The organism is Leisingera sp. M658 (genome assembly GCF_025144145.1).
GTDB lineage: Bacteria > Pseudomonadota > Alphaproteobacteria > Rhodobacterales > Rhodobacteraceae > Leisingera.
This window is the reverse complement of the sequence record NZ_CP083546.1, coordinates 1,457,874-1,470,055: the sequence shown is the minus strand read 5'-3', so window position 1 is coordinate 1,470,055 and position 12,182 is coordinate 1,457,874. Positions and strand designations below refer to the sequence as shown.

The following is a 12,182-nucleotide window of genomic DNA, read 5'->3' as shown; positions in this document are numbered from 1 at the left end:
GACAGCTTTCCATGAACAAAAATCGAACATTTTGCAATTGAGGTGCAGCAAACAGGGCTTGATGTGATACAATTCAGACAGAGTCTTTTCGAGTCTGTGGTAGCGGGAATGATGGCTGACCAAGGGGACAGACAAAGACAAGCTGCTGTTTTAATCGCTGATGTGGCTGGATTTTCCGCACTGGTTGAGACCGGGGAGGCGGAAGCGGTCGCTGCCGTTCGCACTCTTGCGGACGATATCGTCGTGCCAGCCGCACAGCAGTATTCAGGCCGGCTTGTCAAATCACAGGGCGACGGCTTTCTGCTGGAGTTCCAAACGTCTGTGCAAGCGGTGAAAGCCGCCTTGCTGATTGCCAAGCGGACCGCTGCCGCGGCTGCCAGCCATCCTCCGCCGCATCTGCACCTGAGAATGGGAATTCACACAGGAACCGTCATTGCTGCCGGGGACGATCTGTTCGGCAATTGCGTCAATATCGCCGCCCGCCTCGAAAGCCTTGCAGGACCCGGTGAAATCTGTGTTTCCGGCACGGTTCAAGAACAGGTCCGCGGCAGGATCAATGCAGCCTTTGACGACCTCGGCCTGCAGGTGATCCGCAACATCTCAGACCCGGTGCGGATCTTCCGCATAGCCGAAAACCCGATGCCGCGCTTTGAGGCCGAAGGCCCCGCCTACGAAGTATCCGTTGCCGTTCTGCCTTTCCTGAACAAATCACCTGGTGCACCCGGAGCAGACAGTCTCTCTGAAACCCTGACCGAAGACATAACCATCGGTCTTTCCCGGTTCCGTGAGCTGCGTGTCATTTCCCGCACCACTGCACTCCGCTTTGCCGGCAGCGCATCTGAAACATCCCTGGCTGCAGTGGAATTGGGCGTCCGTTACCTGGTTGAGGGCACGGTGCGGCAACGGTCCGGACAATTGCGTGTCGCTGTTTCGCTGGCTGATGGCTACAGCGGTACAACGCTGCTTAGTGAACAATACGATCTGGAAAATCAGGCCGGGTTCAGCCTTCAGGATGCTTTGGCACGGCAAATCACCCAAACCCTGGCCGGACAATTGCAGGCCACCGCAAAACGCATATCAGCCGAAGTTCTGGCCAGCGGCGGCCCTTGGACATCCAAGGAACTGGTCCTGCAAGCCAAAGCTCTGATCCTAGACACCCGGGACACTTTGTATCAGTGCCGGGAATTGTACCAGAATGCCTGTGACAGCGATCCTGGGAATCCGTCGGCCTATTCCGGATTGGCGCTCACATTCCTGGTCGAATGGATGAGCGGCTGGGGCCTGTCCCCTGAAGACACCCTGGATCAGGCCTTCCCGTATCTGCGCCGCGCCGCCCGTATCGACCCGCTGGACAGCGTCGTGCAGCGCCGTCTGGCCGTCATGCATCTGTTCAAGGGAGAATTTTCTCTGGCAGAAGACCATTTCCAGCGCGCCCTTGCCCTGAACCCGAACGACACTGACGCAATGGCTTTCCGCGGCCTGTCTTATGTGTACCGGGGCCAGCCCGAAAAGGCCCTTGCCGAATTGGATCAAGCCTCTGGCCGCAACCCGTTCCATCCAACCTACTTCCACTGGTTCAGGGGGCTGGCGCTGTATATGTGCCGGGAATACCGCCCCGGCATATCTGAAGTGAACAAGGCTGTCGGGCTGTTTCCCGGCTTTCCGGCCCCGCACCGCCATCTGGCTGCCTGCTACGCACAACTGGGAGACAGGGCTGCGGCAGCACGGGAATGCGGGCGTATCCTTGGCCTGGAGCCAGAGTTTTCGCTCGCCCGTATCAGCAAGACCCTGCCCTTTGTCAGAGCAGAAGATCTGGAGCATTACTGCGACGGTCTGCGGCGGGCCGGGTTGCCGGACTGACCCCTGAACGGCAAAAGGGCAGGCCTTGCGGCCCGCCCTTTCTCACAGTCCGGCTCCGTCAGGGAGGAGAGCCAGGGCCGGTCTGTGGTCGATCTTACTTTGCAGTAGCCGAAGCTTTTTTCGCAGCGGAGGTCACTTCGTCGGTGGCCTTTTTCACAGCTGCGGTGGCTTCTTCGCCCATGTCTTTGCCGGCAGCCATCACCAGCTCAACGGTTTCCATCTGGACCTTCTTGGCGATCTCAGCAAAGGCAGCCATGTTTTCAGCAGCCACTTCAGCGGAAGCAGAGGCGAAATCGGTTGCGGCTTTGGCATAGTCGGCCGGGTCGGCTTTGACTTTGGACACATCGCCCAGCTTGGAGATGGTTTCTTTGGTCCACTTGTTCGACAGCTCAGCGGATTTGCCGGCAGCGTCCAGCGCAACGGCGGACAGCTTCTCGTTCAGGGCTGCGGTGTTTTTGAAAACGTCTTCCATCGCTTTGGTGTCGACCGGGAATGCGCCCATGAAGTCTTTCATCATCGCGGTGAAGTCTTGGGTCTTTGCCATAGTTCTAATTCCTCAGAAAGCTGCAGCAGGACCATCCTGCGCTCTTAGCATGAGAGGAATATGCGTGCCGCACTGCAGCATTTCAAGGTTTTTAATGCTGCAGTGCAGAAAAAAATCGCAAATCCCGTCAAATCAACGGTTTGCCTTGACCCTTACATAGGATCCAGGAGCAGGCATCAAAGAAGGATAACCCGAATCCCCTGCTTCGCGGGCAGGAACCTGCTTGCCGGACCGCTTTTTCAGCCACTCATTCCAGCGCGGCCACCAGGAGCCTTCGTGGTATTCCGCCCCTGCCATCCAGGCCTCGCTATCGCCTTTCAGATCAGCGTTGGTGTAATGGCCGTACTTCTTTTTGCTGGGCGGGTTGACGATACCCGCGATATGGCCGGACTCCGACACGATGAAGCTTTTGCTGCGCGATCCCATCTGCTGCACGCCGCGGTAACAGTCTTTCCAGCGGGCGATATGGTCGGTCTCGCAGGTGATCGACATCAGCGGCACATCCACGTCCTTGATGTGCAGCTTGTGGCCCATCAGCTCAAACCCGTCGCGAACAAATTCATTGTTCTGGCACAGGCCCCGCAGATACTGCACCGCCATACGGCCCGGCAGATTGGCGCCGTCACCGTTCCAATACAGCAGATCAAAGGCCGGCGGCGTCTCGCCCATCATGTAGCTTTTGACGGCGGGACCATAGATCAGATCCTTGGACCGCAGGAATGACATGGTGCGTGCAATCACCCAGGAGCGCAGCAGCCCTTCCTCTTCCACTTGCGCCTCGATCCCGTCAACAAAGTCATTCTGCAGGAACGGGGTGAATTCGCCCTGTTCGCCAAAGTCGGTCAGCGTGGTAAAGAAAGTCGCCGATTTCACCGAAGTGTCGCCGCGCTGCTTCAACAGCGACAAGGTCAGGCTCAGCGTGCTGCCGGCGATGCAGTAACCCACAGCGTTCACCTGCTTGACCTTGCAGATCTCCTTGGCGGTCTCAATCGCGGTCAGGATGCCTTCTTGGATGTAATCCTCCATCCCCACCTCGGCATGGCTGGCATCCGCATTGACCCAGGAGACGACAAACAGGGTATAGCCCTGCTCGGTCACCCATTTGATCATGCTGTTCTGTGCCTTCAAATCCAGGATGTAGAACTTATTGATCCAGGGCGGGAACAGGACAATCGGGGTCTCATGCACGGTTTCCGTCGCGGGCTTGTATTGGATCAGCTCCATCATCCGGTTGCGATAGACCACATCGCCGGGCGTGGTGGCGATATTGCCGCCCAGCTCAAAGGCGCTCTCATCCGCCAGCCGCACCACCAACTCGCCATTGTTGGCTTCAAGGTCGGTGACCAGGTTCTCCAGCCCGTCGATCAAAGACTGGCCTTCGGTCGCAACGGCCCGCTCCAGCGCATCCGGGTTGGTGGGCAGAAAATTGGTCGGCGACATCATCTCGATGATCTGGTCGGCAAAATACGTCAGCCGCTGCTTGTCCTTGCTGTCCAATTCGTCCGCATCCTGCACCGCATTGCGGATCGCATCGGCGTTGGTCATGTATTGCTGTTTCACAAAGTGGAAATACGGGCTGCTCTCCCACAGCGGATTCGAAAACCGGCGGTCCTTGGGGCTGCCATCGTCCGGGCTGTCCATCTGTCCGGCCAGGGCCTTCTGCGCTTCGGCGAAATTCAGCACCGATTTGCTCCAGTATGCCACCTGCTGCTCCAGGATCTTGGCAGGGTTCTGCATCGCTTCGGTCCAATACGCAGTTGCTGCACGCGCATAAAGCTCTTGATTCGGACCGTCCAAAGCGGCGTTATGCGGGGTCTTCCGGGACATGACATCGGCCAGACGCTTAGTCAGCTCCTCAACACGGCTCATGTTTTCCTTAAGCTTTTCAATGCTCTCAGAATTGGGCGCTGCGGATAATTCGTCACTAGTTGTCATATAAAAGAATCCCTCATAGGCTTTCTGCTATGCAGAATACTCTTCTGCATTTTTCAGGGCAAAGCGGCGATTGGTCCAATGTTCCGGATTTGACGATCCGATGACGCAGGGGCAGAACCCGAAGGAGACACGCATGCGATACATGATGACCTACGATCTGATGGAGACCGTCCGGAACACCAACCAATGGTTGGGCGCAACCGCCCTTTCCATGGCATCTTACCCGGTCTTTTCCGCCTTGCCAAACCCTGCGCTCAGCTGGATGGCCGCCTGGGGTGAAGTGACGGAACGTACTTACCAGCGGATGGTGGTGAAACCGGACTGGGGCATCCGCACTTTCACCTGCGAAGACGGCAAAGACCATCTGGTGGACATCACCACTGTTGTCGAACGCCCGTTCGGCGATCTGATCCATTTCAAGGTCAACGGACGCGAGGAACAGCCGCGCAAGGTGCTGCTGGTTGCGCCGATGTCCGGTCATTACGCCACTCTCCTGCGGTCCACCGTCCAAAGCCTGATCGTCAATTGTGAAGTCTATGTGACGGACTGGCACAATGCCCGCGATATACCTGTTTCCGCAGGAAAATTCGACGTCGAGGATTACACGCTCTACCTCGTCGATTTCATGCGCGAAATGGGCCCCGACACCCATGTTGTCGCGGTCTGCCAGCCGGTGCCGCTGACCCTGGCCGCAACCGCTTATCTGGCCGAGCAGGACCCCAAGGCGCAGCCGTCGTCGCTGACCCTGATCGGCGGCCCGGTGGACCCGGACGCCACCCCGACCGAGGTCACAGACTTTGGCCGGCGCGTCACCATGGGCCAGCTGGAGGAAACCATGATCCAGCGTGTCGGCTACAAAAACAAAGGTGTCGGGCGCAAGGTCTATCCGGGCCTGCTGCAGCTGTCCTCCTTCATGTCGATGAACGGCGAGCGCCACTCCAAGGCCTTCATGGACCAGATCCATCGCGTTTCCCGCGGCGAGGCTTCGGATCACGACGCCCACAACCGTTTCTACGACGAATATCTTGCCGTCATGGACATGACAGCCGAGTTCTACCTGTCCACCGTCGAGCGTGTCTTCAAAAGACGCGAGATCGCCCGCAACGAATTTGTGGTCAACGGCCACAAGGTCGATATCGGCAAGATCACCAATGTTGCGGTGAAAACTGTCGAAGGCGCCAAGGACGATATCTCTGCCCCCGGCCAATGCGTCGCGGCGCTGGATCTTTGCACCGGCCTGCCCGAAAGCATGAAGGCCAGCCACCTGGAGCCGGGTGCCGGCCACTATGGCATCTTTGCCGGCCGCAGCTGGCGCGACAACATCCGTCCGCTGGTGATTGATTTCATGAACGCAAACAGCCGCAAAAAACCTGGCCGCAAACCGGCCAACAAGAACACGGCTGCCTGACGGCATGGGCGGCGGGCTGGCGTTTTCCTGTAAGTGCGGGGCCCTGTGCGGCGAAGTTTCCGCACAGGGTGTAAAAAGCGGCACCCGCGTGGTCTGCTACTGCCCCGATTGCCGCGCCAATGAGCTGTACCACGGCCAGCCGGATCCGGCACCGGATCCGGTGGACCTGTTTCAGCTGGCACCGGACAGCATTTCCATCACCCAAGGCGCGACGCATCTGAAAGCGCTGCGCCTTGGCCCCCGCGGCCCGCTGCGCTGGTACACCGCCTGCTGCGGCACCCCTTTTGCCAACACGCTGGCCAAACCCACGCTGCCCTTCGCCGGGATGCGCTCGGACTTGTTCGAAGATAAATCCGCACTTGGCAAAATCCGCGCCAAGGCTTTCCTCCCAGTCACGGGCAAACAGTCCCGGACCAAGGGCGGCGGAGTTATGGCCTGGGGCATCCTTAGCCGGATGATCACCTCTCGGCTGTCCGGCAAGTGGCGGGAAACGCCGTTCTTTAATGCACAAACAGGCAAACCGGTGGCTGAACCCGAATTGCTCAGCAAAGACCAGCGCGCAAAACTCTCCCCTTAAGAAACAGGCACCGCCAGCCAGTGCAGTAGCGCCCGGTTCACAGCATCCGGCTGTTCCAGCACCGGCATGTGCCCGGCTTCGGGGATCACCTGCAGCTGCGCATCCGGGATCAGCTGCGCCAGCAACTGGTGCTTGGCAACCGGGGTGATCGTGTCATGCTCTCCCCCCAAAACCAGAGTGGGAACATGCGTCCGCCGCAGCGTTGCCTGCTGATCCGGCCGCCGCTGCAGCGCGCGGGCCTGCGCCACATACATTTCCGGCCCCAGCTCCATCCCCATGCGGCAGAACAGATTGTGGACCTCCAGCCGTCCCGGCCCCGGCGCCAGCGCCTCCATCGGCAGGGTCTCGCGCAGCACATCCTCCAGCCGTCCGGTCCGGGCTGCAATGATATGCGGTTCCCGGTCGGCAGCCTGCTCCGGCGTCTCCGCCAGCGGGCTGGCCCCCATGATGCACAACCGGCTGATCCGTTCCGGTGCGCGGCGCAGCAGCTCCATCGCCAGGATGCCACCCATCGACACACCCGCCAAAGAAAACCGCGGCGGCAGGTGTGCCAGCATCCGGACAGCGATCTTTTCCACCGTGTCGCCGCCCGCCAGCGGCAGCACCATAACAGGCATACTGCCGGAAAAACTCCGGACCTGAGCATCAAAAATCCGGCCGTCGCACATCATCCCCGGCAGCAGAACCAATGGTTCGCGGCACGGTTGCTGGTCATAAGGCATATCCTGCCCTCGCGGTTTGCCTTCCACCCGATGTTTCAACTCTGCGGAGAACCTCCCCCGGGATCAAGAAAAACCTCCCGGCGGCAGGGATTTAGAAAGCTGCTGCCGCTGCGCTGCCACGCCTAGTAGCCGTTCCAGCGGAACGCGCCATTCTCTGCCAAAGGTGAGAATGGGTTAAAGGCAATCTCCCAGATATGCCCGTCCGGGCTGCGGAAATAGCCGTGATGCCCGCCCCAGAACACATCCTGCGCAGGTTTCAGAACCTCTGCGCCAGCCGCCTCCGCTGCCGTCAGCAGCACAGCCACGTCCTCCTTGCTGCGGGTATTATGGCTCAGCGTCACCGCACCGGTGCCCAGCTCCGCTTCCGGCAGGCCTATTTCGGCTGCCAGCGCTGCCAGCGGATACAGCCCCAAGGTCTGCGAGATCAGATCAAAGGCAATCACCCCGTCTGGGCTTTCAGCACGCTGCCACCCCAAAGCTTCGTAAAAGGCAGCAGCCCTTTCCATGTCCGGCACACCCAGCGTAATCAGGCTTACTCTCTGTTCCATGAACGAATCCTTTGCACTTTCAACCACTCCGCTATGCCCGTTGCATCAGCCGTCAGGCCGCTCCAGCGCGCGCCCAAACCGCCGCATCAGGTGACGCCCAGAACATCCAGCACCGCGTCTTCCATCATCTTCAGGCAAACCTCGTCCGAAAACCGGTGGTCGGCATCTTTCACCAGGCTGAGCCGCATATCCGGGCAGGTCGCGTGATCCATCAGCCGCAGCGCGGTTTCCGTCGAAACAGCCGTATCCGCGGTCCCCTGCAGGCAGCGGACTTTGAAGGGCAGGAACAGCGGCGTGCGCAGAACCAGCCGTTTGCGGCCATCTTCGATCATCCGCTTGGAGATGTGATAGGGCTCCATGTAATCACTGGGCAGCTCCACATAGCCTTGGGCCTCCAGCTCAGCCTTCTGCGCATCCGAGAAATTGGCCCAATACCCGTCCTCGGTGAAATCCGGCGCCGCAGCGATGGTCACCAAACCCTTGATCCGTTCCGGCATTTCGCGCGCCAGCAGCAGTGCCTGCCAGCCGCCCATCGACGATCCCACCGGCACGATGTACCCTTCGGTAAGCTGCGCCACCGCCTCCAGCGTGTCTTCATGCCAGTCGCCGATACAGCCTTCCTCAAACCTGCCCGAGCTTTCGCCGTGGCCGGAATAGTCGAACCGCAGAAACGCCAGCCCGCGCGCCTTGGCCCAGGCTTCCAGGTGCACCGCCTTGGTGCCTTCCATGTCGGATTTCAGCCCGCCCAGAAACACCACGCACGGCCCCTGCCCTTCGCTCTTGTGATAGGCAATCCGGCGGCCCTGGGCGGTCTCGAGGAAAGATGTGGCGGGCATGTCTTTGGTCTCCTGTCCTTTTCCCTAAGATGTGGCATGGCAGCGCCTGCCCCGCAAGCGCCGGCACTCCCTGCTTGCAAGCCCCCCGCCTGCCTCCTTATGGTCCGCGAAAATTTTCAAGGGACCTTGGGCATGTTCAGACTCATTAAGGGCATTGCGATCGCCATCGCCATTCTGGCCGTGGCACTGGCCACCGCCTGGGCCGCCCTGGCGCTATGGTACCGGCTGCCTTTTGGCACACTGCCGCGCGGCCTGCTGGCAGGCGGGTTTGCCATCCTGGGCCTCACTGTTATTGCCGGTCTGTTCCGCAGGCGTGCCTTGCGCGCGCTGACCACCTTCACGCTGGCGCTGGCCGCGGTGATCTTGTGGTGGTCCACCCTCACACCGCCGGACGCGCGCAACTGGTCCCCCGACGTGGCCCGCCAGGTCACCGGCCGGGTTGCGGGCGATACTCTCACACTCACGGATGTGCGCAACTTTTCCTGGCAAACCCCTGAAGAATTCAGCGAAAGCTGGGAGACCCGCAGCTATGACCTGACCACGCTCAACACCGTGGATCTGTTCATGTCCTATTGGGCCGGTCCGCAAATGGCGCATATGATCGTCAGCTTCGGCTTTGAAAACGGCGATCATATCGCCTGGTCGGTCGAGGTGCGGCGCCAGCTCGGCGGCGGCTTCTCGCCCATCGCCGACCTTTTCAAATCCAATACCCTGGTGATCCTTGCCGCCGATGAACGCGACGTGGTCGGCACCCGCACCAACGCCCGCGGCGAAAACGTGCAGCTGTTCCGCATTGACGTCAGCCCCGAGACCGCCCGCGCCTTGCTGATGCAGTATGTCGGCGCCGCCAACAGCCTTGCCGCCCGGCCAGAGTGGTACAACTCGCTCACCACCAATTGCACCACTGTGGTGATGACAATGATCCGCGCCTTTGCAGATGAGGTACCGCTGGACTGGCGGGTGCTGGCCAATGGTTATCTGCCGGATTATGCGTGGGAACAGGGCGTGCTGGACCAGACCCGCACAGTCAATGAACTGCGTGCCTTGGGCAGCATTACCCCGATTGCCCAGGCCCACGGCGTGACCCCGGACTTTTCCGCGGTGATCCGCGAAGGCATCCCTGCTTTTATATCGAACTGATCCGGCTTCTTTCTGGTCAAAAATACCCCGGGGAGCGCGAGGGGCCGGCCCCTCGCATCTTTTCTGCGGCAGGTGAATCAGCAAGCGCCAATTGGCATAGTCAAAAAACAGCAGCAGCCGGGCTGGAAACGGTTTTCTGCATGCTCAAGCGCCCCAGCAAATCCTGTATCCGGGTCAATGCCTCTCCTGTCAGCCGTGCCTTTTCCCGGCTCGGCCCGCCTTCGACATGCGCACAATGCTCATAGGATAGACGGCGCTGCGACAGGATCTCCCGTGACTGGCACAGCGCGGTTTCAATCAGGTCCACATCTTCAACTGTCAGGTCAAAGTTCGGGTTCGGGCGGGTCATCGGAACACTCCTGGTATGTCCATTGGGCCTAAGATTTCAGCCACACTGCCCCGGATTCGCTCCCATGACAACATTTTTCTTGTTGTTTTTCAAATGCTTACCGGTATACATATATGTGCAATCGCATGCATTGGCACACAAAGGAATTTTCCAGGGCAAAAACAGACACATGCAAACCTGTCTTGACTTGCCCCTGCATTGACAGCAATACGCACAGACCAAACACATACCCGCAACCGGGCGTTCAGTGGGCGCCAAACCGACGAGGAGCAGCCAGACAATGGCCCAAATCTCTCTCACATTCCCCGATGGCAATGCACGATCCTATGACGCAGGCGTAACCCCTGCGCAGGTGGCTTCCAGCATTTCCACCTCACTGGCCAAAAAGGCCATCTCCGCCACCGTCGACGGTCAGCACTGGGACCTGCAGTGGCCGATTGATGCAGATGCGGCCATCGCCATCCACACCATTAAGGACGAGGTCCAGGCCAATGAGCTGATCCGCCACGATCTGGCGCATGTCATGGCCCGCGCGGTGCAGGAGATCTGGCCCGACACCAAGGTCACCATCGGCCCGGTTATTGAAAACGGCTGGTATTACGACTTCGACCGCGCCGAGCCCTTCACCCCCGAAGACCTCGGCACCATCGAGAAGAAGATGAAGGACATCATCAACAAGCGTGATGAGGTCCGCACCGAAGTCTGGGACCGCCCCCGCGCGATCCAGCATTACACCGACTTGGGTGAGCCCTATAAGGTCGAGCTGATCGAAAGCATCCCCGGCGACGAGCCGCTGCGGATGTACTGGCACGGCGGCTGGCAGGATCTGTGCCGCGGCCCGCACCTGCAGCACACCGGCCAGCTGCCGGGCGATGCCTTCAAGCTGATGTCGATCGCTGGCGCCTACTGGCGCGGCGACAGCAGCCGCGCCATGTTGCAGCGGATCTACGGCGTTGCCTTCACCGGCAAGGAGAAGCTGAAGGCCCACCTGCACATGCTGGAAGAGGCCGCCAAGCGCGACCACCGCAAGCTGGGCCGCGAGATGGACCTGTTCCACATGCAGGAAGAGGCCCCCGGCCAGATTTTCTGGCACCCCAACGGCTGGAAGATCTACACTCAGCTGCAGGATTACATGCGCCGCCAGCAGGAAAAGGGCGGCTATGTCGAGGTGAACACCCCGCAGGTCGTCGACCGTAAGCTGTGGGAGGCCTCGGGCCACTGGGAAAAATACCAGGAAAACATGTTCATCGTCGAAGTCGACGAGGAGCACGCCCGCGAAAAAGCTGTGAACGCGCTGAAGCCGATGAACTGCCCCTGCCACGTGCAGATCTTCAACCAGGGCCTCAAATCCTACCGCGATTTGCCCCTGCGGATGGCCGAATTCGGCTCCTGCAACCGCTATGAGCCCTCGGGCGCGCTGCACGGCATCATGCGGGTGCGCGGCTTTACCCAGGATGACGGCCATATCTTCTGCGCCGAAGACCAGATCGAATCCGAGACCGCGGAATTCATCACCTTCCTGTCGAAGGTCTACACCGATCTTGGCTTCGAGAAGTTCTCAGTCAAATTCTCTGACCGCCCGGAAAAGCGCTCCGGCTCGGATGAGGTCTGGGACAAGGCCGAGGCTGCCCTGCTGTCCGCTACCCGCGCCGCCGGGATCGAACCGGAACTGAACCCGGGCGAAGGCGCCTTTTATGGCCCCAAGCTGGAGTTTGTGCTGACTGACGCCATCGGCCGTGACTGGCAGTGCGGCACCCATCAGGTGGACTTTGTTCTGCCCGAGCGTCTGGATGCCACCTATATCGGCGCCGACGGCGCCAAGCACCGCCCGGTTATGCTGCACCGTGCCACGCTGGGCTCGTTCGAACGCTTCATTGGCATCCTGATCGAAGAGCACGCGGGCAAACTGCCGTTCTGGCTGGCCCCGCGTCAGGTAGTGGTTGCCTCGATCACTTCGGACGCGGATGACTATGTGCAGGAGGTTGTTGCCAACCTGCAAAAGGCCGGCGTGCGCGCCGAGGCCGATATCCGCAACGAGAAGATCAACTACAAGGTCCGCGAACATTCGGTGGGCAAGGTGCCGGTCATTCTCGCCGTCGGCCACCGCGAAGTGGAGGAGCGCACCGTCTCGGTGCGCCGTCTTGGCGAAAAGCAGACCAGGGTCGACTCCCTGGAAAATGTTACAAACGCGCTGGCGGCGGAAGCCACCCCGCCGGACCTTCTGTAACATTTCGCGCGCAGAACAGCATCAGCGGCCCCCAAT

General features: G+C 60.1%; 11 protein-coding genes. 5 read left to right on the top strand and 6 right to left on the bottom strand.

Annotated features, from left to right (window positions below; all coding sequences use genetic code 11):
• The first annotated feature begins 108 nt into the window (after positions 1–108).
• Positions 109–1,860, top strand: coding sequence for an adenylate/guanylate cyclase domain-containing protein (locus K3724_RS07365; RefSeq protein WP_259991423.1), 1,752 nt, complete (start codon positions 109–111; stop codon positions 1,858–1,860).
• 94 nt (positions 1,861–1,954) lie between these two features.
• Here the strand turns inward: K3724_RS07365 and K3724_RS07360 are convergent, their stop codons facing one another.
• Entirely contained in the window at positions 1,955–2,404 is a 450-nt protein-coding gene (locus tag K3724_RS07360; RefSeq protein WP_129371274.1) for a phasin family protein, read from the bottom strand.
• 132 nt (positions 2,405–2,536) lie between these two features.
• On the bottom strand, positions 2,537–4,339 hold the full coding sequence (locus tag K3724_RS07355) for an alpha/beta hydrolase (protein ID WP_259991420.1): 1,803 nt from the start codon (positions 4,337–4,339) through the stop codon (positions 2,537–2,539).
• A 133-nt stretch (positions 4,340–4,472) separates the two neighbouring features.
• On the opposite strand from K3724_RS07355, the gene phaZ reads away from it, so the two are divergent.
• Both phaZ and K3724_RS07345 read left to right on the top strand, forming a co-directional pair.
• On the top strand, positions 4,473–5,747 hold the full coding sequence (phaZ, locus tag K3724_RS07350) for a polyhydroxyalkanoate depolymerase (RefSeq protein WP_259991419.1): 1,275 nt from the start codon (positions 4,473–4,475) through the stop codon (positions 5,745–5,747).
• A gap of 4 nt (positions 5,748–5,751) precedes the next feature.
• Positions 5,752–6,324: a DUF6151 family protein gene (locus K3724_RS07345; RefSeq protein WP_259991417.1), complete on the top strand. Its 573-nt coding sequence runs from the start codon at positions 5,752–5,754 to the stop codon at positions 6,322–6,324.
• On the opposite strand, the gene K3724_RS07340 is transcribed toward K3724_RS07345, so the two are convergent.
• The 3 genes from K3724_RS07340 to K3724_RS07330 all read right to left on the bottom strand — a co-directional run bounded on the left by K3724_RS07340 (position 6,321) and on the right by K3724_RS07330 (position 8,430).
• The gene (locus K3724_RS07340) at positions 6,321–7,046 is read right to left on the bottom strand and encodes an alpha/beta fold hydrolase (protein WP_259991415.1); all 726 of its coding nucleotides are present in this window, start codon (positions 7,044–7,046) and stop codon (positions 6,321–6,323) included. The two genes, K3724_RS07345 and K3724_RS07340, sit on opposite strands and share 4 nt — an antisense overlap.
• 122 nt (positions 7,047–7,168) lie before the next feature.
• Positions 7,169–7,594 (bottom strand): VOC family protein, encoded by a 426-nt coding sequence (locus K3724_RS07335; RefSeq protein ID WP_259991413.1) that lies wholly within the window; start codon positions 7,592–7,594, stop codon positions 7,169–7,171.
• Positions 7,595–7,680: 86 nt separating this feature from the next.
• Entirely contained in the window at positions 7,681–8,430 is a 750-nt protein-coding gene (locus K3724_RS07330; protein ID WP_259991411.1) for a carboxylesterase, read from the bottom strand.
• Positions 8,431–8,562: 132 nt separating this feature from the next.
• Between K3724_RS07330 and K3724_RS07325 the strand changes: the two genes are divergently transcribed.
• Positions 8,563–9,570, top strand: coding sequence for a DUF4105 domain-containing protein (locus K3724_RS07325; protein WP_259991409.1), 1,008 nt, complete (start codon positions 8,563–8,565; stop codon positions 9,568–9,570).
• A 100-nt stretch (positions 9,571–9,670) separates the two neighbouring features.
• Here K3724_RS07325 and K3724_RS07320 read toward each other — a convergent pair whose 3' ends face one another.
• Positions 9,671–9,919 carry a hypothetical protein gene (locus tag K3724_RS07320; protein ID WP_259991407.1) on the bottom strand — a complete coding sequence of 83 codons (249 nt, stop codon included), beginning with the start codon at positions 9,917–9,919 and terminating at the stop codon, positions 9,671–9,673.
• A 280-nt stretch (positions 9,920–10,199) separates the two neighbouring features.
• On the opposite strand from K3724_RS07320, the gene thrS reads away from it, so the two are divergent.
• A complete protein-coding gene (thrS, locus tag K3724_RS07315) occupies positions 10,200–12,146 on the top strand; it encodes a threonine--tRNA ligase (protein WP_259991405.1) in 1,947 nt (648 codons plus the stop codon).
• The last annotated feature ends 36 nt before the right edge of the window (positions 12,147–12,182 follow it).